26 protein-coding genes are annotated in these 22,588 nt (G+C 74.7%); 13 read left to right on the top strand and 13 right to left on the bottom strand.

Features of this window, described 5'->3' with window-relative positions:
• On the bottom strand, positions 1–720 hold the full coding sequence (locus ACFW6A_RS10985; protein ID WP_351845362.1) for an endonuclease V: 720 nt from the start codon (positions 718–720) through the stop codon (positions 1–3).
• Positions 721–758: 38 nt separating this feature from the next.
• On the opposite strand from ACFW6A_RS10985, the gene ACFW6A_RS10980 reads away from it, so the two are divergent.
• Both ACFW6A_RS10980 and ACFW6A_RS10975 read left to right on the top strand, forming a co-directional pair.
• Positions 759–1,319: an SMI1/KNR4 family protein gene (locus ACFW6A_RS10980; RefSeq protein WP_386639941.1), complete on the top strand. Its 561-nt coding sequence runs from the start codon at positions 759–761 to the stop codon at positions 1,317–1,319.
• A gap of 35 nt (positions 1,320–1,354) precedes the next feature.
• Complete coding sequence (locus tag ACFW6A_RS10975; RefSeq protein ID WP_360315913.1) at positions 1,355–1,654, top strand: YciI family protein; 300 nt, start codon at positions 1,355–1,357, stop codon at positions 1,652–1,654.
• 13 nt (positions 1,655–1,667) lie between these two features.
• Here ACFW6A_RS10975 and ACFW6A_RS10970 read toward each other — a convergent pair whose 3' ends face one another.
• Positions 1,668–2,831 carry a WD40/YVTN/BNR-like repeat-containing protein gene (locus ACFW6A_RS10970; RefSeq protein ID WP_386639938.1) on the bottom strand — a complete coding sequence of 388 codons (1,164 nt, stop codon included), beginning with the start codon at positions 2,829–2,831 and terminating at the stop codon, positions 1,668–1,670.
• 164 nt (positions 2,832–2,995) lie between these two features.
• Here ACFW6A_RS10970 and ACFW6A_RS10965 point away from each other — a divergent pair, with 164 nt between their 5' ends.
• The 3 genes from ACFW6A_RS10965 to ACFW6A_RS10955 all read left to right on the top strand — a co-directional run bounded on the left by ACFW6A_RS10965 (position 2,996) and on the right by ACFW6A_RS10955 (position 6,011).
• Positions 2,996–3,487, top strand: a complete 492-nt coding sequence (locus tag ACFW6A_RS10965; protein ID WP_386639935.1) for a (4Fe-4S)-binding protein — start codon at positions 2,996–2,998, stop codon at positions 3,485–3,487.
• A gap of 185 nt (positions 3,488–3,672) precedes the next feature.
• Positions 3,673–4,089: an SsgA family sporulation/cell division regulator gene (locus ACFW6A_RS10960; RefSeq protein WP_043231242.1), complete on the top strand. Its 417-nt coding sequence runs from the start codon at positions 3,673–3,675 to the stop codon at positions 4,087–4,089.
• Positions 4,090–4,364: 275 nt separating this feature from the next.
• Positions 4,365–6,011 (top strand): ABC-F family ATP-binding cassette domain-containing protein, encoded by a 1,647-nt coding sequence (locus ACFW6A_RS10955; RefSeq protein WP_386639932.1) that lies wholly within the window; start codon positions 4,365–4,367, stop codon positions 6,009–6,011.
• Here ACFW6A_RS10955 and ACFW6A_RS10950 read toward each other — a convergent pair.
• Positions 5,997–6,473: an ATP-binding protein gene (locus ACFW6A_RS10950; protein WP_386639929.1), complete on the bottom strand. Its 477-nt coding sequence runs from the start codon at positions 6,471–6,473 to the stop codon at positions 5,997–5,999. The two genes, ACFW6A_RS10955 and ACFW6A_RS10950, sit on opposite strands and share 15 nt — an antisense overlap.
• A gap of 191 nt (positions 6,474–6,664) precedes the next feature.
• Between ACFW6A_RS10950 and ACFW6A_RS10945 the strand changes: the two genes are divergently transcribed.
• The 3 genes from ACFW6A_RS10945 to ACFW6A_RS10935 all read left to right on the top strand — a co-directional run bounded on the left by ACFW6A_RS10945 (position 6,665) and on the right by ACFW6A_RS10935 (position 8,940).
• Positions 6,665–7,510 (top strand): helix-turn-helix domain-containing protein, encoded by an 846-nt coding sequence (locus ACFW6A_RS10945; protein WP_386639926.1) that lies wholly within the window; start codon positions 6,665–6,667, stop codon positions 7,508–7,510.
• Complete coding sequence (locus ACFW6A_RS10940; protein WP_351845349.1) at positions 7,507–7,761, top strand: hypothetical protein; 255 nt, start codon at positions 7,507–7,509, stop codon at positions 7,759–7,761. The genes ACFW6A_RS10945 and ACFW6A_RS10940 overlap by 4 nt, the downstream gene beginning before the upstream one ends.
• 204 nt (positions 7,762–7,965) lie before the next feature.
• Positions 7,966–8,940 carry an acyl-ACP desaturase gene (locus ACFW6A_RS10935; RefSeq protein WP_351845347.1) on the top strand — a complete coding sequence of 325 codons (975 nt, stop codon included), beginning with the start codon at positions 7,966–7,968 and terminating at the stop codon, positions 8,938–8,940.
• Positions 8,941–8,963: 23 nt separating this feature from the next.
• Here ACFW6A_RS10935 and ACFW6A_RS10930 read toward each other — a convergent pair whose 3' ends face one another.
• The 8 genes from ACFW6A_RS10930 to ACFW6A_RS10895 form a co-directional block, all read right to left on the bottom strand.
• Entirely contained in the window at positions 8,964–9,221 is a 258-nt protein-coding gene (locus tag ACFW6A_RS10930) for a WhiB family transcriptional regulator (RefSeq protein ID WP_351845345.1), read from the bottom strand.
• A 45-nt stretch (positions 9,222–9,266) separates the two neighbouring features.
• The gene (locus ACFW6A_RS10925) at positions 9,267–10,349 is read right to left on the bottom strand and encodes an LLM class flavin-dependent oxidoreductase (protein ID WP_351845343.1); all 1,083 of its coding nucleotides are present in this window, start codon (positions 10,347–10,349) and stop codon (positions 9,267–9,269) included.
• A gap of 3 nt (positions 10,350–10,352) precedes the next feature.
• Entirely contained in the window at positions 10,353–11,216 is an 864-nt protein-coding gene (locus ACFW6A_RS10920) for an ABC transporter substrate-binding protein (RefSeq protein WP_386639922.1), read from the bottom strand.
• Complete coding sequence (locus tag ACFW6A_RS10915; RefSeq protein WP_386639919.1) at positions 11,213–12,010, bottom strand: ABC transporter ATP-binding protein; 798 nt, start codon at positions 12,008–12,010, stop codon at positions 11,213–11,215. Before ACFW6A_RS10915 ends, ACFW6A_RS10920 begins: the two co-directional genes overlap by 4 nt.
• Positions 12,007–12,843, bottom strand: coding sequence for an ABC transporter permease (locus tag ACFW6A_RS10910; RefSeq protein WP_351845337.1), 837 nt, complete (start codon positions 12,841–12,843; stop codon positions 12,007–12,009). The genes ACFW6A_RS10915 and ACFW6A_RS10910 overlap by 4 nt, the downstream gene beginning before the upstream one ends.
• The gene (locus ACFW6A_RS10905; RefSeq protein WP_386482983.1) at positions 12,840–13,856 is read right to left on the bottom strand and encodes an ABC transporter substrate-binding protein; all 1,017 of its coding nucleotides are present in this window, start codon (positions 13,854–13,856) and stop codon (positions 12,840–12,842) included. The genes ACFW6A_RS10910 and ACFW6A_RS10905 overlap by 4 nt, the downstream gene beginning before the upstream one ends.
• A gap of 74 nt (positions 13,857–13,930) precedes the next feature.
• Positions 13,931–14,989, bottom strand: a complete 1,059-nt coding sequence (locus ACFW6A_RS10900) for an ABC transporter substrate-binding protein (RefSeq protein WP_351845333.1) — start codon at positions 14,987–14,989, stop codon at positions 13,931–13,933.
• 280 nt (positions 14,990–15,269) lie between these two features.
• Positions 15,270–15,392 carry a putative leader peptide gene (locus tag ACFW6A_RS10895; protein ID WP_351845331.1) on the bottom strand — a complete coding sequence of 41 codons (123 nt, stop codon included), beginning with the start codon at positions 15,390–15,392 and terminating at the stop codon, positions 15,270–15,272.
• A 214-nt stretch (positions 15,393–15,606) separates the two neighbouring features.
• On the opposite strand from ACFW6A_RS10895, the gene ACFW6A_RS10890 reads away from it, so the two are divergent.
• From ACFW6A_RS10890 to ACFW6A_RS10875, 4 genes are all read left to right on the top strand, one after another.
• On the top strand, positions 15,607–16,392 hold the full coding sequence (locus tag ACFW6A_RS10890; RefSeq protein WP_386482989.1) for an IclR family transcriptional regulator: 786 nt from the start codon (positions 15,607–15,609) through the stop codon (positions 16,390–16,392).
• A 482-nt stretch (positions 16,393–16,874) separates the two neighbouring features.
• Entirely contained in the window at positions 16,875–17,123 is a 249-nt protein-coding gene (locus ACFW6A_RS10885; protein ID WP_386483009.1) for a hypothetical protein, read from the top strand.
• A gap of 131 nt (positions 17,124–17,254) precedes the next feature.
• Positions 17,255–19,351, top strand: coding sequence for an MDR family MFS transporter (locus ACFW6A_RS10880; protein ID WP_351845325.1), 2,097 nt, complete (start codon positions 17,255–17,257; stop codon positions 19,349–19,351).
• A gap of 55 nt (positions 19,352–19,406) precedes the next feature.
• Entirely contained in the window at positions 19,407–19,766 is a 360-nt protein-coding gene (locus ACFW6A_RS10875) for a hypothetical protein (protein ID WP_351845323.1), read from the top strand.
• A gap of 15 nt (positions 19,767–19,781) precedes the next feature.
• Here ACFW6A_RS10875 and ACFW6A_RS10870 read toward each other — a convergent pair whose 3' ends face one another.
• A complete protein-coding gene (locus ACFW6A_RS10870; RefSeq protein WP_351845321.1) occupies positions 19,782–20,222 on the bottom strand; it encodes a YchJ family metal-binding protein in 441 nt (146 codons plus the stop codon).
• Positions 20,223–20,327: 105 nt separating this feature from the next.
• On the opposite strand from ACFW6A_RS10870, the gene ACFW6A_RS10865 reads away from it, so the two are divergent.
• The gene (locus tag ACFW6A_RS10865; RefSeq protein ID WP_386639913.1) at positions 20,328–21,671 is read left to right on the top strand and encodes a 6-phospho-beta-glucosidase; all 1,344 of its coding nucleotides are present in this window, start codon (positions 20,328–20,330) and stop codon (positions 21,669–21,671) included.
• A 46-nt stretch (positions 21,672–21,717) separates the two neighbouring features.
• Here the strand turns inward: ACFW6A_RS10865 and ACFW6A_RS10860 are convergent, their stop codons facing one another.
• Positions 21,718–22,536 (bottom strand): SAM-dependent methyltransferase, encoded by an 819-nt coding sequence (locus ACFW6A_RS10860; protein WP_351845317.1) that lies wholly within the window; start codon positions 22,534–22,536, stop codon positions 21,718–21,720.
• Positions 22,537–22,588: the final 52 nt, after the last annotated feature.

Genomic DNA, 22,588 nt, shown 5'->3' with positions numbered 1-22,588 from the left:
TCAGCCGCTACTCAGCTCCTCCTCGGACGCCCTGCCGCGCGCCTCGGCGAGGGCCCGCCGGCAGAGCGCGTCGGCGCGCCGGGTGGTCTCGGGGATCCGGTAGCGCGGGGTGAGCGCGAGGGTGTGCGCACAGGCGTTGTCGAGGGAGGTCCCGTGCCCGACGGAGACGAAGACGGGCTTGACCCCGCGCCGGGTGCGCAACGCCCGCCCGACCTCCTCCTCCTGGGCGAGGAGGGGCGTGAAGTCGCCGCGCTCGGGGCCGGGTTGCCCGTACGAGAAGGTGAAGGGGTTCTTGGCGACGCCGATCGAGGCGCGGCCGGTGAGCACGCCGAGGTGGGCGGCGAGGCCGAACCGGCGCGGGTGGGCGAGGCCGTAGCCGTCGCAGACCAGGAGGCCCGGGTCGGCGGCGAGCGCGTCCAGGGCGGCGAGCACGGTGGGGATCTCTCGGAAGGCCAGCAGCCCCGGCACGTAGGGGAAGGAGACCCGTCCCACGGCGGTGGCCTCCTCGACCACCTCCAGCGTCGCGGCGTCGAGCACCACGGCCGCCGCGGCGACGAGGTCGCGCTCGTCGTCGTAGGCGACGTCGAGCCCGGTGACGTGTCCCTCCCCCGCCGGCGGCCCGGTCTCGTCCAGCACGAGCCGCCCGCGCAGCGCGTGCTGGACGGCCAGTGCCGCCGCCTCGTCGGCGGGCCAGTCCGCCGGAACCCCGATGATCGCCATCCCGCCACCCTACGGCGCCCTGCGGTAGCCTCCCCGCCGTGACCGCGATCGACGACCTCGTGCGCCTCTGCCCGCCGCCCGCCGAACCGCCGCCCGCCGTGGACTGGGCGGAGGTCGAGCGCGCCCTCGGGGTGCCGCTCCCCGCCGACTACAAGCTGCTGGTCGAGACGTACGGCGCGGGGATCTTCGACTCCACGGTGTGGCTGCTCGCCCCGGAGTCGGCGCGCGCGGACTGCGCGTTGCTCGCGCAGGCGGCCGAACGGGACGAGATCCTGGCCTCGTTGTGGTACGACGTCGGCGAGGAGCGGCCCGAGGAGCTGGAGGAGCCCGGCGCGCGGGTGGTGCCGTGGGCGTTCGAGGAGGGGTCGGGGGCGTTCCTCTACTGGCTGGTGCGGCCCGGCAGCCCGCCGGAGGAGTGGCCGGTCCTCTACAACGAGGGGCGCGGCCCGCTCTGGGAGCACCACGGGCCGGGCTGTGCCGCCTTCCTCCACGCGGTGCTCACGGGCACGGCGGAGACCTCGTACTTCGGCTACCTGTACGAGGTGCTGAAGCCGGTCGAGCACCGTTTCAGGACCGCCGCCGAGACCCTCGGGGGCTGATCGGCGCGGCGGGCCCCGCCGGTAGCCTTGCCCGCATGTTCGTACTGGAATTGACCTACACCGCGCCCGTCGAGCGGGCGGACGCCCTCATGGACGCGCACATCGCCTGGCTGGACGAGCAGTACGCCGCCGGGGTGTTCCTCGCGTCCGGGCGGAAGAACCCGCGCGACGGCGGGGTGATCCTGGCCGCCGGGGTCGACCGGGCCGCGATCGAGCGGATCGCGGCGGCCGACCCCTTCAGCTCCGAGGGCGTGTGCGCGTACCGGATCACCGAGTTCTACGCGTCGAAGACCGTCGAGGGCCTGGCCGGCTACCGCGAGCAGCCGCCGGCCTGACCCCCTGCGGACCTCAGGGGCGGGCGAGCCGCGCGATCCTGCCCTTCTCGCCCGAGGCCCAGCAGCCGCCGTCCGGGGCGCAGTCCACGGTGTCGTACGAGCCGGTGTCCACGGTCCGCCAGGTGCGGCCGCCGTCGCGGGTGAGGTCGGTGCCGGTCGGGCCGACGGCGAGGGCGGCGGTCCCGGAGTGCGGGAGCCAGGCGACGCCGGAGCGGTACGCGGGCGGGGGCGTCCCGGCCGGGGTCCAGCCGCGCCCGCCGTCGGCGGTGACGGCGGCGGCCGCCGGCGAGGGCTGCCCGGCGCGGTAGTCGCCGCCGACCGCGAGGCCGTGGCGGCGGTCGCGGAAGGCGAGTCCGAAGACGCCCCGGGCCGGGTCGCCGGCCGGGACCGGGCTGTCGGTGACGGTCCAGGTGCGGCCCCCGTCGGCGGAGTGGAAGACGCGGGCGGTGGCGCCGCCGCCGGTCGCGAACCAGACGTCCCCACCCGGTCCCCGGTCCGCCGTGACGAGGCACTGCCCGCTCGCGGCGAAACCGGCCTCGCCGGGCAGCGCGGCCGGCATGCCGGCGTCCGGCAGGACCTCCCACGAGCGGCCGCCGTCCCGGGTGGACAGGATCCGGAACCTCCCGTCGACCGGATCGCTCAGGGCGAGGCCGTGGCGGCGGTCGAGGAAGGTCACGCAGTCGTAGAAGGCGCGCGGGTCGGTGTTGCGGAAGGCCTCGGTCCAGGTGGCGCCGCCGTCCTCGGTGCGCAGCAGGCGGGACGCCTCGCCCTCGCCGATCGCGAGGACGACGGCCCGGCGGGCGTCGAGGGCCTCGACGTCGCGGAGTTCCAGGCCCTCCCCGCCGGGCGGCGAGACGTTCCGCCAGGTCCGTCCGGCGTCGGTGGTGCGCAGGACGGTGCCGCGGGAGCCGGCGGTCCAGGCGGTGCGGTGGTCCACCGCCGCCAGGCCCCGGAAGCGGACGTCGGTCCCGGTGGGGGTGAGCCGCCAGCCGGGCGCGGGGGCCGGGGCGGCAGCGGACTCCGCCGGGGCGGTGGGGGACGCGGGGGTCCGGGGGGCCGCGGGGGCCGTGGGGATCGCCCCGGCCCGCGCGGGGGCCGCGAGGGTCAGCGCCAGCGCCGCCCCCAGCAGGCCCGTCAGCCCCGTCAGGGCCGCCCGTCCCGTCCGTCCCGCTGTCATCGTGCGTCGCGTCGTTCGCATCTTTCGCACAGGTGTCATGGCGCCGGAAGCTAGCGGCGGCGGCCCGGGCCCGTCCAGAGGGCGTCCCCGGGGCGGCGGCCCCGGCAGGCGGCCCTCCGGGGCGCCGGGGTGCGGGACGCACGGGGCGTTCCTAGGCTGGGCGCATGACCGAGGGAACAGCGGAGACGGGCGCGGAGTCCCCGCTCGCCGAGAAGCCGCGGCTCAAGGAGTACGACGGCGAGGGCATCACCGTGACGTTCGAGCCGCGCCGCTGTCTGCACGCGGCCGAGTGCGTCCACGGCCTGCCCGAGGTCTTCGACCTGTCCCGCCGCCCGTGGGTGCTGCCGGACGGCGCCGAGCCGGAGCGGGTCGCCGAGGTGATCCGGCGCTGTCCCTCGGGCGCGCTCCGGTACCTCCCGGCGGGGGACGGCGCGGGCGAGGAGCCGGACGTCCCCACCACCGTGCGCCGCTCGCCCTCCGGGCAGCTGGTGGTCCGCGGCGACCTGCTGGTGTCGGGCGGGGCGGGGGCCCGGCGCGAGACGCGGGCCGTGCTCTGCGGCTGCGGCGCCTCGGGGAACCAGCCGTACTGCGACCACTCGGGGCCCTGCGCGCAGCCCGGCGGGGACGCCGACGACGCGGCCGGGGACCGCCGGTGAGCCCCTCGGCCGTCCGCTCCGCCGCCCCGTCCCCCGCCCGTGGCGCCGTCCCTTTCGTCCCGCGGTGACGCACCTCACGTAGGGGGCGAGTGCACGTTCCGGCGGTTCCGCTCGTCTTCACAAGTGTCAGGTGCCCTGGTGTCGGGGAGACGCTCAGGATCGCAACCGCGCGAGAGGAGTTTGCCGTGTCCGCCGTGATAGAGCAGCCCGTCCAGGCCCGTATGGTCGCTTCCGCCCCCCGGATGGAGACCGTCCCCGCCACCCTCCGCTACGACCGCGAGGATCCGTACGCGGTCAGCATGGCCTTCCCGCCGCCGGCGACCCTGGAGGGCGTGGAGGTCTCCTGGGCCTTCGCCCGGGAGCTGCTGGTGCAGGGGGTCGAACGGCCCGCGGGCGACGGGGACGTCCGGCTCCGGCCGTACGGCTACGACCGGACGGTCGTCGAGTTCCACGCCCCGGAGGGCGTGGCCATGGTCCACGTCCGCACCTCGGAGCTGCGCCGCTTCCTGGAGCGCTCGCAGCACCTGGTGCCGGCCGGGCGCGAGCACCAGTACCTGGACTGGGACCGGGACCTGGCCGAGCTGCTGGGCGGCCTGCCGTAGGGCCGGCCCCTCCTCGGCGGTCCCCGGGCCGCCGTAAACCGTTTGCCTCCGCTCCGGGCGGGACCTAGCGTCGACGGGGTCGCATCGCCTCCCGATCGGAGAAGGAACGTTGTTCATCTGAGGTCCTGAGACACCGTGCCGCGCGTGGCCCCCGTGCCGTGCGCGCCGTTCTCGACCTCGGTGGACGAGCCGTTCCCCACGCCGCCCGCGCACCGGTGTCTCACGCGTCGCACCCCATCCACGCTCACACCGTGCTCGCGGCACCGGAGGCCCTCGTGTCCCATCGACCCGTCTTCCTCTCCACCACCTCGCTCTCCTTCTCCTGGCCCGACGGCACCGAGGTCTTCGACGACCTCGGGGTCACAATCGGCCCGGGCCGTACCGGCCTGGTCGGCACGAACGGTTCGGGAAAGTCCACCCTGCTCCGGCTCCTCGCCGGGGAACTCGACCCCACCGCCGGCTCGGTGACGGCCTCCGGCGCGGTCGGCCACCTGCCGCAGAACCTGGTGCTGGACACCGGCCTGCGGGTCGACGCGATCCTCGGGATCGACCGGAAACGGGCGGCGCTGCACGCCGTCGAGGCGGGCGACGCGGCCGAGGAGCACTTCGCCGTGATCGGCGACGACTGGGACGTGGAGGAGCGGGCCCGGGCCGCGCTCGACCAGCTCGGCCTCGGCTCCGTCGGCCTGGACCGCACGGTCGGCGAGGTGTCGGGCGGCGAGTCGGTGCTGCTGCGGCTGGCGGCGCTGCTGTTGGCCCGGCCGGACGTGCTGCTCCTCGACGAGCCCACCAACAACCTGGACCTGTACGCCCGTTCGCGGCTGTACGCGGCGGTGGAGAGCTGGCCCGGGGTGCTGGTGGTGGTCAGCCACGACCGGGAGCTCCTGGAGCGGGTCGACCGGATCGCCGACCTCCACGAGGGCGGGCTGAGCTGGTACGGCGGCCCCTACTCGGCCTACGAGGAGGCGCTCGCCGCCGAACAGGAGGCGGCGGAGCGGACGGTGCGGGCCGCCGCGGCGGACGTCCAGCGCCAGCGGCGCGAACTGTCCGAGGCACAGATGAAGTTGGCGCGCCGCAGGCGGTACGCGCAGAAGAGCTTCGAGAACAAGGCGGTGCCGAAGGTGGTGGCGCGCGCCCGGCAGAGCACGGCGCAGGTGTCGGCGGGCAAGCACCGCGCCCTGCACGCGGACCGGCTGGCGGAGGCCCGGCAGCGGCTGGACGTGGCGGTGGAGGCGGTGCGGGACGACGACGAGATCCGCGTCGAACTGCCGCACACCTCGGTGCCGCCGGGGCGGGAGGTGCTGCGGCTGCGGGACCTGGAGCTGCGGTACGGGGCCCGGGTCGAGGGCGCGTTCGAACTGCGGGGGCCGGAGCGGATCGCACTGGTGGGCCGCAACGGGGCGGGCAAGACGACGCTGCTGAGGACGCTCGCCGGGGAGCTGGAGCCGGTGTCCGGGGAGGTGGAGGCGCTGGTGCCGCTCCGTTTCCTGCCGCAGCGGCTCGACATCCTCGACGACGGGCTCAGCGTCGTGGAGAACGTGGCCCGCTTCGCTCCCGCGTCGTCGGGGAACGCGATCAGGGCCCGGCTCGCGCGGTTCCTGTTCCGCGGGGCCCGGGCGGACCGGCTCGCGGGCACCCTGTCGGGCGGGGAGCGGTTCCGGGCGGCGCTCGCGGCGCTGCTCCTGGCGGAGCCCGCTCCGCAACTGCTGCTGCTGGACGAGCCGACGAACAACCTGGACGTGGCGTCGGTGCGGAAACTGACGGCGGCCCTCCGCGCGTACGAGGGGGCACTGGTCGTGGCCAGTCACGACCTGACATTCCTGGAGTCGCTGAGGGTCACCGGCCGGCTGCTCCTCGACGGCCGCCTGCGGCCGACGTCGGCGGAGGAGCTCCGGGCGATGACGGGATCAACGGTGCAGTAACGCCCAGGACTTGGTGCCGCCCTCGGGAGTGAGGGCGGGCGCCAGGCCCCAGTCGCCGCCCCACTCCTCGACCGCCGCGGCCAGCAGCCACATGCTGCGGCTGCGGCGGTCGCGGCAGCGCTCGGCGTCGTCCGGTTCGCGGTGGGCGGGATGCTGGTCGTAGACGACGATCCGCAGGGCGTCGTACTGCCAGCGGACGCGCAGGGCCATCTCGCGGTCGGGGGTGAACCGGTAGGCGGCGGCGACGAGTTCGGAGGCGGCGAGGGACGCGGTGTCGCGGAGCTCGGCGAGGCCGTGGCGGGCGAGGAGGCCATCGACGGCCCGGCGGGCGAGGCCCGCGCAGTAGGCGCCACCGGGGAGCAGCATCGAATAGCTGAGGTTCTCCGCGGCGGGGGGTAGGGGTCCGGCCGCCGGGACGGCGGCCGGAAGGCAACGCAGGGCGCCCTTCATCGGATTGCTCACATTTCCTGTACATGGGGGTGCTCTGCACACGGTCACGGTCGCCCCGTGTGAGACTTGCGCTACCGACCGTAGCGCAGAAGCGGAGCACAGTGCTACTACTTGCACGTAGTGGCGCTGTTTCCGGACAGAGAGCGACCAGCGGCACGGGAAAGGGCGGCAGGGGGCCGCCCGGCAGGACGAGGGAGAACGACGTGCCACCCAGGAGCAGCCCCACCGCGCGCCAGCAGCGACTCGGCGCGGAACTGCGCAAACTGCGCGAACAGTCGGGGATGTCGGCCCAGCAGGCCGCCGCCCTCCTGGGCGTCGACCGCACCCGGATCCCCAACGTGGAGTCCGGCCGCTTCGGCATCAGCCCCGAGCGGGTGCGGACCCTGGCCTTCAACTACGGCTGCCCCGACACCGCCCTGGTCGACCTGCTCGCCGCCATGGCGCAGGAGCGGGACCGCGGCTGGTGGGAGGAGCACCGCGGGCTCCTGCCGCCCGCCCTCCTCGACATCGCCGAACTCGAATACCACGCGGCCGAGTTGGCCACCGCCGTGACCACCCACGTCCCGGGACTCCTGCAGACCGAGGAGCAGGCGCGGGCGGTCTTCGACACCGCCGTGCCCCCGCTGCCCCGCCCCGACCTGGAGGCCCGGCTCGCCCTGCGGCTGCGCCGCCAGGAGACCCTGGACCGGCCGGTGCCGTACGAGGCCGTGATCCACGAGGCGGCGCTGCGCATGCAGTTCGGCGGCCCCAAGGTCGCCCGCCCCCAGCTGGAGCACATCCTGGACCAGTCCGAGCGGGCCACCGTCACGGTGCGGGTCATCCCGTTCGCCGCGGGGGGTTTCCCGGGGGCGGGACAGTCGTTCACCTATGTGTCCGCGCCCGTGCCCCAGCTCGACACCGTGCAGCTCGACTCCTCGCACGGCTCGACGCTCCTCGACGCCGACATGAAGCTGCGCCGGTACCAGGGGCTGCTGGAACGGCTGCGCGGACTCGCCCTGTCCACCGCCGACTCCCGCGCGTTCATCCGCTCGATAGCCCAGGACCTGTGAAGGACCCCCACACCATGGACGTCACCCTCTCCCCCGCCCCTTCCGCCTCCCCCGCCGCGCGCACCGACATCGCCTGGGGCGACGCCTTCTGCAGCGAGGGCGCCAACTGCTTCCGCTTCGGCCTCGACGACGCCGGCCGGGCCTACATCGGCTCGACCCTCGCCCCCGGCGAGTACGTCAGCGACTCGGTGGAGGCGCTGCGCGCACTGATCTCCGCGGTGAAGTCCGGCGCGGCCGACCACCTGCTCTGAGTAGCCGATCAGTTGTTCACGGGTGACCACCGGCGACGTGACCTGCGTCTCTTTTGCCCGCGCGAGCTGCGCACATAACGGAACGTAGCCGGACAAGCCCCGAGAGGGGCTTGGTCACCGCCTTACGGAGCCTTAACCTACGGTCTCGTAACCTACGAGTCCGTAGGTAGTTCCGTTTGCCCTTCTCCGTCCCCAGGAGTCCCCGTGACGCTCACCTCTCCCCACCTCGGCAGCTCGGCAGGGTGGACCGACGCGCGCTTGCTGTACGCGTTGGAAGAGGTGGTGGAGAAGGAGCTCGACCGGCACCTCAAGGTCGCCAAGGACTGGATGCCGCACGAGTACGTGCCGTGGTCGGACGCCCGGAACTTCCCGGGCTTCTTCGAGGACGGCGAGGCCTGGGACCCGTCGCAGTCCAAGGTCACGGACATAGGGAAGACCGCGCTCGTGGTCAACCTCCTGACCGAGGACAACCTGCCGAGCTACCACCACGAGATCGCCAGCCTCTTCGGCCGCGACGGCGCCTGGGGCACCTGGGTGCACCGCTGGACCGCGGAGGAGGGCCGGCACGGCATCGTCATGCGCGACTACCTGCTCGCCTCCCGCGCCGTCGACCCGGACAAGCTGGAGCAGTTCCGGATGGCGCACATGAGCGAGGGCTTCGAGTCGGACAACCGCCACTCGATGCTGCACTCCGTGGCGTACGTGTCCTTCCAGGAGCTCGCCACCCGCATCTCGCACCGCAACACCGGCCACCAGTCCGGCGACCCCGTCTGCGACCGGATGCTCGCCCGCATCGCGCTCGACGAGAACCTGCACATGATCTTCTACCGCAACCTGCTGAAGGCCGCGCTGGAGATCGCCCCCGACCTGGCCATGCAGGCCGTGCGGGACGTGGTCGTCGGCTTCCGGATGCCGGGCCACGGCATCCCCGGCTTCGAGCGGGCCGCCGCGCAGATGGCGATCGGCGAGATCTACAACATGCGCATCCACCACGACGACGTCCTGGAGCCGGTGCTGCGGCACCTGAAGGTCCTGGAGATCTCCGGTCTCGGCCCCGACGGGCTGCGCGCCCAGGAGGAGCTGGGCCTGTTCATGAACGGGCTGGACGCGGAGGCGTCGAAGTTCGACGAGAAGCTCGCCGCCCGCAAGGCCCGGATGGCCGCCCGCGCCGCGGGCTGACGGCCCCGCCGTGGCCGGGGCCGTCAGCCCCGGCCACCGTCGCGCCGGAGCCGGAGCCGCTCCTTCTCCGAGAGCCCGCCCCACACGCCGAACCGCTCGTCGTGCGCGAGCGCGTACTCCAGGCAGGCGACGCGCCCCTCGCAGGCGCCGCAGAGCTGCTTGGCCTCGCGGGTCGAGGAGCCCGGGGCGGGGAAGAAGAACTCCGGACCGGCCTGGGCGCACAGGGCGCTCTCGCGCCAGGAGAGGTCGGGGGCGGTGAGAACGTCGGTATCCGTCTGCATGCCCCTACCGTGCCGTGCGGGCGTAAACACGCCCTCAACGTTCGATCAATGGCGCACGCCCAGCGCCGGCAGCACCGTCTCCGCGACCCGGTACGCCTCCTCCAGGAGGGGGTTGCCGGACAGGATGAAGGTGTCCGCGCCCAGCTCCCGGAACTCCTGGAGCCGCTCCACGACCTGGGCCGTGGAGCCGACGACCGCGGTGCCCGGCCCCGGCCGGAAGAGGCTCATGCCCGGCCAGAGGTTGGGGTACGTCTCCAGCTCCCGCGCGCGGGCCGGGACCCGGCCGCCGTGCTGGCGGAACTGCCGCTGCCAGCCCACGCCGTCCTCCCCCGCCCGCTCGCCGAGCTGACGGGCGTACGTCGCCGCGCTGGTCACGTCGAGGAGCCGGTCGGCCGCCGCCCACGCCTCGTCCTCGGTGTCGCGGACGATGAGGTGCAGGCGCAGGCCGATGCGCAGGGTGCGGCCGTACGCGGCCGCCCGGGCCCGCACGTGGTCGAGCTTCTCCTTCAGCAGGTGCGGCGGCTCGCCCCAGGTGAGGTAGACGTCGACGTGCTCGGCGGCCATCTCGACCCCGGGGGCCGAGGAGCCGCCGAACCAGAGCGGGACGTGCGGCGCCTGCACCGGGCGCAGGTCCCGGAAGGAGGCGCCCGCGTTCCTGAGGTCGTAGAAGCGCCCCTTGTGGTCGAAGACCTCGCCGGCCGTGAGCCGCTTCACGATCGACCAGTACTCGGCGCTCAGCTCGTACCGCTCGTCGTGGCCGACGTGCAGCCCGTACTCCTGGAGGGAGGCGGTCGAGCCGTTGACGACGTTGAAGCGGAGCCGGCCGCCGAAGAGGTTGTCGAAGGTGAGCGCCGTCTTGGCGAGCAGGGTCGGCGAGATCAGGCCGGGGTGGACGGCGAGCAGCGGCTTGAAGCGGGTGCTGGTGGAGGCCGCGAGCGCCGAGCCGAGCGGCCAGACGTCGTAGAGGTCGGTGGCCAGCAGCGCGCCGGTGTAGCCGAGGCGTTCGACGGTGCCGGCCAGCTGCTGGAGGTAGCCGAGGTCGACGGGCCTGCGGCCCTCCGGCTCCCAGGGGTAGGCGCCTTCGCGCGGGATGACGTACCAGAGGACTTCCGGTGCCGGGAGGGTCATGGGTCAGGCCTTCCGGGGCAGCGCGTCCGCGACGGTGACCGCGCGCTCGATGAATCCGGTGCGGTGGAAGACGTCGGCGGCCCGCTGCTGCTCGGCGATGAACTCCTCGCCGACCTCCTCGATCGTCCACGGCAGGGCGCGCAGGGCCGTCTCCCAGTCCTCGGCGGTGCCGCCCTGGTCGGCGGCGGCGATCGCGGCCGCCTCGCCGGGGTGGGCGGCGGCCCAGGCGTCGGCCCGGCGGAGCGCCCGGACCAGCGCCTCGACCAGCTCGGGCCGCCGCTCGGCCAGGTCGCGGCGGGTGAAGAAGACGGACCGGTCGGTGATGACGTCACCGGTGCGGATCAGGATGCGCAGACCGCCCGTGCGGCGGGCCGCGGCCAGTTCGGCGCCCTGCGCGACCCAGGCGGTGATCTCGCCCGAGCGGAGCTTCGCCTCGCTGCCGGAGTCGCCGCGCACCGGCGTGATGTCGGTGGCGTAGGAGAGGCCGGCGTCGTCCAGGGCCTGGGCGACGAGGTGGGTCTGCCAGGAGCCGACGGCGAGGTGGACGGTGCCGCCCTTCAGGTCGGCGACGGTACGGACCGGGCTGTCCTCGGGGACGAGGAGGGCGCCGTGGTCGGGGCGGGGCGCCGAGATCGCGGCGTAGACGATGTCGTGGCCGGCGGCCTGGGCGGTGACGGGCGGGGTGGAGCCGGTGCCGCCGAAGTCGATGGTGCCGTCGGCGAGGAGGGCGCCGGTGCGCACGCCGTCGGTGTACGCGTGCCAGCGCACGGTCTCGCCGAGGGCGGCGAGCTCCTCCTCCGCGTAGCCGAGGCGGGAGAGGTGGTAGAGGGAGGGGTTGCTGCGGTGGACGCCGAGGGTGACGGTCATGCGGAGAACTCCTTCTGCGGGGCGGGCACCGGTGCGGGTTCGGGTGCGGGTGCCGGGGTGGCGGTGGAGGTGGTCGGGGTGCGGTCGGGGCGGTCCTCGGCGGCGTGGACGCCGAGGTCGGCGAGGAGGCGGCGGCGCAGGGCGACGGCCTCGGGGTCGCCGGGATCACGGGGGTGGGGGACGGTCACGGGTTCGTCGGTGACCAGCCGGCCGTCGCGCAGGACGGCGACCCGGTCGGCGAGCCGCACCGCCTCGTCGACGTCGTGGGTGACGAGCAGGACCGCGGGCCGGTGGATCCGGCGCAGTTCGCCGACGAGGTCCTGCATCCGGAGCCGGGTCAGCGCGTCGAGGGCGGCGAACGGCTCGTCGAGCAGCAGCAGTTCCGGCTCGCGGACCAACGCCCTGGCCAGCGCGACCCGTTGGGCCTCGCCGCCGGAGAGGGTGGCCGGCCAGGCGTCGGCGTGCCGCTCCAGGCCGACCTCGGCGAGGGCCCGCAGGCCCGTCGCCCGGGTGGCGGCGCCGCGCGGCAGCCCGACGGTCACATTGGGGAGGACCTTCTTGGAGGGGATGAGCCGGGGCTCCTGGAAGACGATCGTGCGGGCCTCGGGGACGAGGACCTCGCCCCCGTCGGCCCCGTCGAGGGCGCCCAGGATGCGCAGCAGGGTGGTCTTCCCGCTGCCGCTGGCGCCGAGCAGGGCGACGAACTCGCCCCGCCCGAGGGTGAGGTCGAGGCCGTCGATGACGGCGCGGTCGCCGAAGACCCGGCGCAGTCCCCGTACGCGTACGGCGGTCATCGTGTCGTCCCTCCGGGTCCGGCGGTGCGCCAGGGCATGAGGATCCGCTCCAGGCCGCGGACGAGGACGTCGGCGGTGAGGCCGAGGAGCCCGTAGACGAGGATGCAGACCGCGAGGATGTCGGTGCGGGCGTAGCTCTGGGCCTGCGACATCAGATAGCCGATGCCGGCGGTGGCGTTGATCTCCTCGGCGGCGATGAGCGCGATGACGCTGAGGGTCGTCGAGAGGCGCAGGCCGGCGAGGAGCGAGGGCAGGGCGCCGGGGAGGACGACCTGGCGGACGATCGCGAGCCGGCCGAGGCCGAAGCCGCGCATGGCCTCGACGAGCTTGCGGTCGGTGTTGCGGACGCCGCCGCTGGTGGAGACGTACATGGGGAAGGTGGTGGCGACGGCGATGAGCAGGATCTTCGCCGTCTCGTTGATGCCGAACCAGACCATGAAGAGCGGCACCAGGGAGAGGAAGGGGATGGTGCGCAGGGTCTGGAGGGAGGAGTCGAGGAGTTCGTCGCCGAGCCGGGTGAAGCCGGTGGTGATCCCGAGGACGAGGCCGGCCGCGAGACCGATGACGAGTCCGGTCCCGGAGCGGGTGAGGGAGGTGGCGAGGGCGTCGGGCAGCTGCCCGTTCCCCCACAGCTCCCCCACCGCGTCCAGGACCTGGGCGGGAGAGGCGAGGACGTCGGGGGTCAGGAGGCCGGTGGCGGAGGAGACCCACCAGAGCACGAGCAGGGCGACCGGGCCGAGGGCGCGGACGGTGACCGCGTACGCACGGGGGCGGGGGCGGCGGACGGGCGGGCGGGGGACGACGAGGCCGGTGGCAGCCGGGGGCGCCGTCACGAGAGGGACTCGACGTCGAGGAGGTGGGCGGCGATGTCGACCGTGGTGGGCGTGACCTTCCGGTCGGCGTAGAACCGGGCGACGGTCTCGAAGCGCGCGACGTCCTCGGGGCCGATGGGGTCGACGGTCCCGCCCTGGCGGGTGAAGTCGATCTGGACCTCCCTGGCCCTGCCGGTGACGGCGGTGGGGCCGGCGTCGGTGAAGACGTTGAGGTAGGCGGCCGGGTCCTTCCGCTCCTTGGCGCTGTTCTCGTGGAGGTAGGCGTAGAGCGCCTTCACGATCGCCGGGTGGTCCTTCGCGAAGCCCGAACGGACCGCGTTGAGGCTGTAGTTGTCGGAGCCGATGGCCTTGCCGTCGGCGAGGAAGTGCGCCTTGCCGCTGCCGATCTCGGCGACGGCGTAGGTGGACCAGACGGCCCAGGCGTCGACCTGGCCGGCGTTGAAGACGGCGGCGGTCTGGTCGGGCCGCAGGTAGACGCGCTCCACCTTGTCGGCCGGGATGCCCTCCTTCGCGAGGGCCTTGAGGAGGAGGTACTCGCCGGTGCCGCCCTTGTTGACGGCGACCTTGCGGCCCACGAGGTCCTGGACGGAGGTGATGTCGGAGCCCTCGCGGACGAGGATGCCCTCGCCGACCGGGTCGGGGTCGGTGGCGGTGAAGAAGGCGAAGCCGGGGTTCTGGGCGAGGGAGGTGATGCCGGAGGTGATGGAGCCGGTGGCGAAGTCGAGCTGGTCCGCGTTCATCGCCTGGGCGGCGGGGGCGAAGGGCCCGGCGCTGCCGGTCCACGCGACCTTGGCGCCGACGGCGGCGAGGGCCCGGTCGAGGCTGCCGTCCTGCTTGCCCTTGGCGAGGACCCCGGAGTTGCCGGGGTCGGGGATGCGGACGGTGACCGTGCCGCCCTTCTCCCCGCCGCTCCGGCCGGAGGCGGAGTCGGCCGCCGGGTCGGCGCCGCAGGCGGTCAGGGTGGCGAGGGCGGCGAGGGCCGCCAGAGCGGTGAGGGGGGCGAGTGGGCGCATGGCGGTCGTCCTTGGGGAGCGGAGGGCGGGGTACGGGTGACGGCGGGGGCGCGGGCCGCGCGGAAGGGCGCCGGTCATGCGGCCGGGTCCGGTGTCGGCGTGGCCGGGCTCGGTGACGGTGCTGCCGGACCCGGTGACGGCGTGGCCGCGAGGAGCCGGTGGGCCGCGCGCAGCGGCTCGGGGTCGGCCCAGGCCCGGACGTCCACGGCCTCGGGGAGGAAGCCGTGGGCGCGCAGGGCCGCCTCCTGCCGGGCGAGCAAGTCGAGCCGGGTGTCGGAGAGGTCGGGGTGCAGGGTGCGGTGGGTGCCGGCGCGATAGGCGCCCGCGACGCCCTCCGCGCCCGCGCCGGTCTCCGCGCCGAGGATGCGGGCGACCTCGTCCGGCTCGCCGGCCGCCCAGTCGGCGGCGCGCAGCAGGACGGCGAGGAAGCGGGCCACCACCTCGGGCCGCCGGTCGAGGAGCTCCCGGTGCACGGTGAGGGGGCGGGGGGTGCCGTTGTTGACGCGGTGCGCCGGGTCGGGCAGCGCGTCGAGCTCGACGGCCACCTCGGCGCCGGCGCGCCGGGCCGACTCGACGGCGAGGGCGCCCTTCACGTACACGGCGTCGACCTCGCCCCGGCGCAGCGCGTCGAGCTCGGCGGCCCACTGCCCGGTGTGCCCGGTCGCGGGGACGTCGACGAGCCGGGCGTCGTCGAGCCCGAGGCCGGCCGAGGCGAGGGCTCCCTCGAAGCCGCGCAGGGCCATGGCCCGCCAGAAGTCGATGGGCACGTCGTGCCGGGGCAGGGCGAGGCGGAGTCCGCGCAGGGCGGCGGCGCCGCGGACCGGCGAGCCGGGGGCGACGAGCACCACCTGGCGCTCCTCGATCCAGGTGAGGCCGACGAGCCGGGTGTCCTGCCCGCGGGAACGGGCCCACAGGGCCGGGACGTTGCCGCCCTCGCGGAAGAGGCCGGGAAGGTCGTGGGTGTAGTGGGTGGCGCGGTCGGCGCCGGGGTCGGCGTCCTGGAGCGAGCGGACGGCGATGCCGTCCGGCGCGAACTCGGCGGCCAGCCAGCCGCGGTCGGCGGCCACGCCGGTGGCGGTGGGGACGGGGCAGCGGGTGAACCAGAGGGTGTCGGGCACCAGGGTGTCGGTCATGGGGGCGTCCAGGGGTGAGGGGGACGGGGAGGGCGAACGGGGAGGAGCGCGAGGAGGGACCGCGCCGGGGCGCGGCGGCACCTCCGGCGAACGCGGCGGGCCTCCGGCGGACGCGGAGCCCACGGCGGGCGCGGCGGCCCACGGTCGGCGCCGGGAGCGCCGGGAGCGAAGGGCGCGGCGGTGCGGCGCGAAGGGGTTCGGTCAACCGCCGTGGAGGCGCGGGAAACCCGGTGCGGCGACCGGCGCGATGGCCGGTGCGGCGCCCGGTGCGGCGCTGCCGTCAGCTACGGCGACAGGCGGTGCCGGTGACCCGCGCCAGGTCGATGTGGCGGCGCCGGGTGAGCCCGGGGGCGGCGGGGGGCACGGCGGAGGCGGCGGACATCGCCGTACGGCACGTGGTCATGGCGGTCCTGCTCCCTCCGGTGTCGTGTCCCGCGGTGCGGTGCTCCGCGGTGTGCTGGCCGGAACCATGGCACGGCGGTCCGGCCCGCCACAACTCGCTTCCCATCATGTGGGATTGCACGTGAACGGCGTGTTTCCTCCCGCCTCGGGGCGTCGTTCCCGCTCCCGTCATGTGGGAACGTGGGGCGACGATCACCCGAGGGGGAGCGAGCGCCATGACCACCGAGGCCGACGCCGTCCGGGCTCCGGCGGGCGCGCGGGCGGTCCGCCGCGCGCTCGACGTGCTGCACAGTTTCCACGACAACCGGCCCGACCTGAGCGTCTCCGACCTGGCGCGCCGACTGGACCTCTCCACGTCGACCGCCCACCGGCTGGTGCGGACCCTGCTCTCGGCGGACTTCCTGGAGCAGGACGCCCGCACGGCCCGTTACCGGCTGGGGCCCGCGGTGACGGAGCTGGGCCGGCTCTCGTACCACCAGCGGGGGCTACACCTCGCCGCGCCCGAACTGGCCGATCTGGCCGAGCGGACCGGCGCCACCGCCGACCTGGCCCTGCGCAGCGGGCCGTACGCGGTGATCGTGGCGGGCGGGTCGGTGACGCCGAAGGTGGGGCTGCGGCGCCCGCTGCACTCGACGGCGCTGGGCAAGGTGCTCCTCGCCTGGCCCCGGGCGGGCGAGGCAGGCCCGCTCGCGCTGCCGCCGCTGCCCGCCTTCACGGACCGGACGATCGTCGAACCGGCCGCCCTGGCGGCGGAGCTGGCGAAGGTGCGGGAGGCGGGCCACGCCCTCAACGACGAGGAGTCGGCGCGCGGGGTGCGGACCGTGGCGGTGCCGGTCCTGGAGCGGGCGGGGCACGCGCGGTTTGCGCTCGCGGTCCGGGCGACGCCGGAGGTGATCACGGACGCGCGGCTCGACTGGTTCCTGGCGCAGGCGCGGTCGTGTGCGCGGGCCCTGGAGGTGCTGCTGCTGTCCCCGGCGGAGCGCCGGGGCCCCGAGGCGTGACCACCGGACCCCTCCCCCTCTCCCCCGGCCGAGCCGACCGCGTCCCGGAGCCGTGCGGTCACGCACCGCTCGACGGGCCCGTCCCGTACGACCCGGCGGGCGTGCGCGGCCGACCGGCGAAGCCGACGATCTTCCCGGTCCCGGCGCCGCGGCGCCACGTGATTTCCTTCACACCGGCGGTGTCGTCCAGGGGCTTGCGCGGCGTCCGCCCGGCCCCGCCGCCGCCCCCGCGCGGCGGCGATACGCAGGGACCCTGCACCCGCCCGGGCCGCCGCCGCGCCCCGTACCTGCGAGAACGCCGGCGCGCGCGATCACCGGGGCGGGAGGGTGCCGGAGGGGTGCGCCCGCGCGTCCGGGGACGGCCGGGCGCCCCCGGGACGCACCGGCGCCGGAACCGTGCCGGAACCGCTCCCGCCATCCGGTACGTATGGAGGTGAGAGCCCTTCCCGTCCACCCCCACGAACCGCTAGGACTGACCCGTGATCGCCTCGCCCTCTCCCCTCGTGCCCGTCCCGATCCCCGACCGCGTGGCCGCCCTCATCGGCTCCTGTCTGCCCGCGCACGTCCTCCAGGCGGAGATCGAGGCGGACTGCGCGGCGCGCGAGGTCTACCGCTTCCGCGGGCCGCTCTGCGCGGAGGACCGGGCCGACCGCGAGCACGCGCTGTCCGCGCTCGCCCGGGCCAACAAGATCCTGGCCAGGCACCACCCGACGCTGCCGGTACGGCCCTGAGACCACTGCCGGTAGGCCCCTGAGGCCACCAACGGCACGGCCCTGAGGCCACCCGCGGCACGGCCCTGAGGCCTCGCCCGTTCGGCCGCCTCCCACGGGCAGCGGCGGCGGCGCGGTGTGACGCTGCGAGGGTGACCACGACCACCGACGCAAGCCCGGCGGCCCCGGCCGCTCCCGCGCCGCTCGACGGCCGCCGCCGCAACATCGTCTTCGGCACGATCATGCTCGGGGTGCTCCTGGCCGCGCTCGACCAGACGATCGTGGGCACCGCCCTGCCCACGATCGTCTCGGACCTCGGCGGCGCGGCCCACATGTCGTGGGTCGTCACCTCCTACCTGCTCGCGGAGACCGTGGCGACGGTCCTGGTCGGCAAGTTCGGCGACCTCTTCGGCCGCAAGCTGATCTTCCAGATCTCCGCGGTCGTCTTCATCACCGGCTCCTTCCTCTGCGGCCTCGCCACCAACATGACGCTGCTGATCGTCTGGCGCGGCCTCCAGGGCGTCGGCGCAGGCGGTCTGATGGTCACCTCGATGGCACTGATCGCCGACGTGATCCCGCTGCGCGAACGCGGCAAGTACCAGGGCGCGATCGGCGCCGTGTTCGGCGTCTCGACGGTCATCGGGCCGCTGCTCGGCGGCCTGTTCACCGACCACGCCAGCTGGCGCTGGGCGTTCTACGTCAACGTGCCGATCGCGATCCTCGTCGTCATCGCCGCCGCCCGGACGATCCCCTCGGTCCGCTCGGCCAGCCGGCCCGTCATCGACTACCTGGGCATCGCGCTGGTCGCGATCGGCTCCAGCGCCCTGATCCTGGCCACCAGCTGGGGCGGCAACGAGTACGCGTGGGGCTCCGGCGTCATCATCGGGCTCTTCGCCGGCGGCCTCGTCGCCCTCGGCCTCTTCTGCTGGGTGGAGGTCCGGGCGGCGGAACCCATGCTGCCCATGCGGCTGTTCCGCAACCCGGTCTTCACGGTCTGCTCGGTGCTGAGCTTCGTCGTCGGCTTCGCGATGCTCGGCGCGATGACCTTCCTGCCGACGTACCTCCAGTACGTGGACGGCGACTCGGCGACGATCTCCGGCATCCGGACGCTGCCGATGGTCGTCGGCCTGCTCATCGCCTCGATCTACAGCGGCAACGTGGTCTCCAAGACCGGGCACTACCGGATCTTCCCCGTCGTCGGCTGCGCCGTCATGGGCCTCGGGCTCTACCTGCTCTCGCTGATGGACGAGAACACCGGCACCTGGCTGGAGTCGCTGTACATGTTCGTGCTCGGCGTCGGCATCGGCCTGTGCATGCAGGTCCTCACGATCGCCGTGCAGAACACCGTCGACTACGCCGACCTCGGCACCGCCACCTCCGGCGTCACCTTCTTCCGCACGCTGGGCAGCTCCTTCGGCACCGCCGTCTTCGGCACGATCTACGCCAACTCCCTGAAGCCCAACCTCACCACCGGGATCGCCGAGGCGTCCGTCCTCGGCGGCCCGGTCGGCATCCCCCCGGAGACGGTCGCGAAGGCCGCGCAGAGCCCGGCCGGCCTCCACGCCCTGCCCGGCGGCGTCGCCGACCCGATCGTGCGGGCCTACGCCGAGACCCTGCACACCGTCTTCCTGTGGACCGTGCCGGTCGCCGTCGTCGGCTTCGTCGTCGCCCTCTTCCTCAAGCAGGTGAAGCTGCGCGACTCGGTCCGGGAGGCCGCCCCCGACATGGGCGAGGGCTTCGCCTCCCCCACCGGCAGCGGCGACTCGGCGAAGCTCCTCGAACTCGCCGTGGGACGGCTGCTGCGCCGGGTCGACATGGACACCGCGCGCCGGATCGTCGCCGGCTCCGACACCCGCCTCGACACGGCCGGCGCCTGGGCGGTCATGCAGGTGGAACTGCACACCCGGACGGTCGGGCACGCGAGCCTCGGGCTGATCGCGGCGAGCCGGCGGCTGCCGCCCGAGGTGATCTTCCCGGTCTTCGACCGGATGGTCGACGAGGGCTTCCTCACCCGGGACGGCAACCTCCTCTCCCACACCCCGGCCGGCGCCCGCGAGGCCGAGGTCATCACCCGCGCCTGGGGCGACTGGCTCGCTGACCGCCTGGAGCGGGAGCGCGGCCGGCCCAGCGGCCCCGAACTGCGCGCCGCCGCCGACGCCATCGCGAAGAAGGCCGTGGCGGAGGACCTCTCCACGGGGCTGCCGACGGGCGGCGCGGAGGACCGGACGGCGGTCACGGCGGGGCGCTGAGCCCAAAGGGCGAAAACGACTGGTCCGGACGGCGCCCCTCGCCGAGGATCGGGCCATGAGCCTTCTCGTCCACACTTTCGTCCTGACCGCCGACGGCACCGAGGAACTCCTGGAGGACCCGCCGGACGGCCGGGACCTCGCCGGTTTCGAACGGAGCCGCACCAAGCTGTGGGGGTCCTCCGCGATGCGGGCCCTCGGCGCGCGGTTCTTCCCGCTCCTCGACGGCTACGACCTGCGCGTCCAGCCCGGGGAACTGGCGGACTTCCTCGCCGAGTGCGACGCGGTCCGCCCCCATCTGGCCGCCCTCGCCGAGCACAGCGGCTACACCGAGCAGTACGTCACCGCGCGCTTCGACAACATCGTCGCCGCCGCCCGCCGCGCCGAGCGGGTCGGCGGCGGCGTCCTCGTCTGGTAGGCCGCAGGGCCGGGGTCAGGCGCCGGGGAAGTCGCCGTCGACGTAGACCCAGGCGCCGTCGTGGCGGGTGAAGCGGCTGTGCTCGTGGAGCGATCCGGCCTCGCCGTCGTGGACGTAGCGGGCGGTGAAGGTGACGGTGCCACGCTGGTGGAAGGCGGTGCCGTCGGTGACGGCCTCGATCTCCAGGCCCGTCCACCGCGTGCCGGGGTCCAGGTCGAGGGTGCCGGGACGGGTCTCGGGGGCCCAGGTGCGCAGCAGGTAGGGGGCGTCCCCGACCACGAAGGCGGCGTAGCGGGAGCGCATCAGGAGCACGGCGGTGGGGGCGGTGGCCGGGCCGGCGTGGAAGCGCCCGCAGCAGGCGCCGTACGGGGCGTCGAGCCCGCAGGGGCAGGGCGTGCCGGCGGTGACGGCCGGGGCGGGGGCGGGCGTGCGGGGGCGGGGCTTGCGTCGGGACATGCGGTCATTCTCCCCCGGCGCCGCCTGCCCGGGATGCGGACGCCGGCGTGGACGCCGGGGCCGGTCAGGGCCGTCCGGCGGGGACGGCCGAGTAGCGTACGGGCCATGCGACTGACGATTCTCGGAGGCGGCGGGTTCCGGGTGCCGCTGGTGTACGGCGCGCTGCTCGGCGACCACGCCGAGGGGCGGATCACCCACGTCACCCTGCACGACCTGGACTCCGGCCGGCTGACGGCCGTCGCCCGGGTCCTCGCCGAACAGGCCGAGGGGGTGCCCGACGCGCCCGCCGTGACGGCCACCACCGATCTCGACGAGGCCCTGCGCGGCGCGGACTTCATCTTCTCCGCGATCCGGGTCGGCGGCCTGGAGGGCCGGGCCGCCGACGAGCGGGTGGCGCTGGCCGAGGGGGTGCTCGGCCAGGAGACGGTGGGCGCGGGCGGGATCGCGTACGGCCTGCGGACCGTGCCGGTCGCCGTCGCCCTCGCCCGCCGGATCGCCGCGCTCGCCCCCGACGCCTGGGTCATCAACTTCACCAACCCGGCCGGGATGGTGACGGAGGCGATGTCCCGGATCCTCGGCGACCGGGTCGTCGGCATCTGCGACTCCCCCGTGGGCCTCGGGCGCCGGGTCGCCCGGGTCCTCGGCGCGGACCCGGACCGGGTGTGGATCGACTACGCGGGCCTCAACCACCTGGGCTGGCTGCGCGGGCTGCGGGTGGACGGCCGGGACGAGCTGCCGCGGCTCCTCGCGGACGAGGAGCTGCTCGGCTCCTTCGAGGAGGGCCGGCTCTTCGGCACCGAGTGGCTGCGGTCGCTGGGCGCGGTCCCCAACGAGTACCTGCACTACTACTACTTCAACCGGGAGGCGGTCGCCTCCTACCGGGGCGCCGCGAAGACCCGGGGCGCGTACCTCCTGGACCAGCAGGCCGGCTTCTACGCGGAGGCCGGCAAGCCGCGGGCCCGCGCCCTGGACGCCTGGCGCCGCACGCTCGCCGACCGCGAGGCGACGTACATGGCGCACAACCGGGAGGCGGCCGGAGCCGGGGAACGGTCCGTGGAGGACCTGGAGCCGGGCGGCTACGAGAGGGTGGCGCTCGCGCTGATGCGGGCGATCGCGCGCGGCGAGCGGGCCACGCTGATCCTCAACGTCCGCAACGGCACCGCGCTGCCGGGCCTCGACGCGGACGCGGTGGTCGAGGTGCCGTGCCTGGTGGACGCGGGCGGCGCCCGCCCGGTGGCGGCGGACCCGCTGCCGGACCACGCCATGGGGCTGGTGTCGGCGGTGAAGGCGGTGGAGCGGGAGGTGCTGGCGGCGGCGGAGAGCGGTGCGCGGGCGACCGCGGTGAAGGCCTTCGCGCTGCACCCGCTGGTGGACTCGGTGGGCGTGGCCCGCCGGCTGCTCGACGGCTACGCGGCCGTGCACCCGGGGCTCGCGTACCTGCGGGCATGAGGAACGGGGCGGCCCGCGCGGGCCGCCCCGTCCGTCCCCGTACGGATCAGGGCTTGCGGGCCACGGCGGCCCAGCCCGGGATGGGGTCGTCGCCCTGGACCGGCACCGGCTCGCCCAGCTCGGGGTGCCACTCGGCGGTGAGCGTCACCCCGGGCTCGACGAACTCCAGGCCGTCGAAGAAGGCGGCGAGCTCGTCGCGCGAGCGGGGCCGCAGGGTCAGGCCGCGGGCCTTGTACATGCCGACGGCCTTCGCCGCGCCCTCGGGATCGAAGTCCCCGGTGACGTGCGAGAGGACCAGGTAGCTGCCGGGGGCGAGCTGGTCGACGAGCTTGGCGACGATGGACTGGGCGCCGTCCTCGTCGCCCAGGAAGTGGAGCAGGGCCAGCATCGACAGCGCGATCGGCTTGTCGAAGTCAAGGACCTTTCCGGCCCTTTCGAGGATGGTCTCCGGGTCGCGGGCGTCCGCCTGGATGTACTCGGTGGCCCCCTCGGGGGTCGAGCGCAGCAGGGCGGCCGCGTGCGCGAGCACGATCGGGTCGTTGTCGCAGTAGACGATCCGGGAGTCCGGCGCGGCCGCCTGCGCGATCTGGTGCAGGTTGGGCTCGGTCGGGATCCCGGTGCCGACGTCCAGGTACTGGCGGACGCCGCGGGCGCTGAGCCAGCGGATGGCACGGTGCATGAAGGCGCGGTTGACCCGGGCCATGTCCCGGCCGCGGGCGTCGACGGTGAGGAGCTGGCGGGCCATCTCCTCGTCGACGGGGTAGTTGTCCTTGCCGCCCAGGAACCAGTCGTACATCCGCGCGGGGTGCGGCTTGCTGGTGTCGATCCGCGTCTCGCTCCGCGGGGCAGCGGGTTCCTGGGTCATCGGCTCTCCTGGTAGGGACGAACGGGTGGCGCTGCTACAAGAGTTACGTGAC

This window comes from Streptomyces sp. NPDC058758 (genome assembly GCF_042746075.1).
In the GTDB taxonomy this organism is placed as follows: domain Bacteria; phylum Actinomycetota; class Actinomycetes; order Streptomycetales; family Streptomycetaceae; genus Streptomyces.
The sequence above is the reverse complement of the archived record's forward strand: the minus strand, read 5'-3'. Positions and strand labels throughout refer to the sequence as shown.

Bases quoted from the DNA above. Each gene is read 5' to 3' on its own strand.
- ACFW6A_RS10865 (WP_386639913.1), top strand. From the start codon at position 20,328: ATGCGACTGACGATTCTCGGAGGCGGCGGGTTCCGGGTGCCGCTGGTG.
- ACFW6A_RS10905 (WP_386482983.1), bottom strand. From the start codon at position 13,856: ATGCGCCCACTCGCCCCCCTCACCGCTCTGGCGGCCCTCGCCGCCCTC.
- ACFW6A_RS10890 (WP_386482989.1), top strand. From the start codon at position 15,607: ATGACCACCGAGGCCGACGCCGTCCGGGCTCCGGCGGGCGCGCGGGCG.
- ACFW6A_RS10860 (WP_351845317.1), bottom strand. From the start codon at position 22,536: ATGACCCAGGAACCCGCTGCCCCGCGGAGCGAGACGCGGATCGACACC.
- ACFW6A_RS10875 (WP_351845323.1), top strand. From the start codon at position 19,407: ATGAGCCTTCTCGTCCACACTTTCGTCCTGACCGCCGACGGCACCGAG.
- ACFW6A_RS10870 (WP_351845321.1), bottom strand. From the start codon at position 20,222: ATGTCCCGACGCAAGCCCCGCCCCCGCACGCCCGCCCCCGCCCCGGCC.
- ACFW6A_RS10970 (WP_386639938.1), bottom strand. From the start codon at position 2,831: ATGACAGCGGGACGGACGGGACGGGCGGCCCTGACGGGGCTGACGGGC.
- ACFW6A_RS10920 (WP_386639922.1), bottom strand. From the start codon at position 11,216: ATGACCGTCACCCTCGGCGTCCACCGCAGCAACCCCTCCCTCTACCAC.
- ACFW6A_RS10915 (WP_386639919.1), bottom strand. From the start codon at position 12,010: ATGACCGCCGTACGCGTACGGGGACTGCGCCGGGTCTTCGGCGACCGC.
- ACFW6A_RS10930 (WP_351845345.1), bottom strand. From the start codon at position 9,221: ATGCAGACGGATACCGACGTTCTCACCGCCCCCGACCTCTCCTGGCGC.
- ACFW6A_RS10975 (WP_360315913.1), top strand. From the start codon at position 1,355: ATGTTCGTACTGGAATTGACCTACACCGCGCCCGTCGAGCGGGCGGAC.
- ACFW6A_RS10925 (WP_351845343.1), bottom strand. From the start codon at position 10,349: ATGACCCTCCCGGCACCGGAAGTCCTCTGGTACGTCATCCCGCGCGAA.
- ACFW6A_RS10900 (WP_351845333.1), bottom strand. From the start codon at position 14,989: ATGACCGACACCCTGGTGCCCGACACCCTCTGGTTCACCCGCTGCCCC.
- ACFW6A_RS10895 (WP_351845331.1), bottom strand. From the start codon at position 15,392: ATGACCACGTGCCGTACGGCGATGTCCGCCGCCTCCGCCGTGCCCCCC.
- ACFW6A_RS10985 (WP_351845362.1), bottom strand. From the start codon at position 720: ATGGCGATCATCGGGGTTCCGGCGGACTGGCCCGCCGACGAGGCGGCG.
- ACFW6A_RS10965 (WP_386639935.1), top strand. From the start codon at position 2,996: ATGACCGAGGGAACAGCGGAGACGGGCGCGGAGTCCCCGCTCGCCGAG.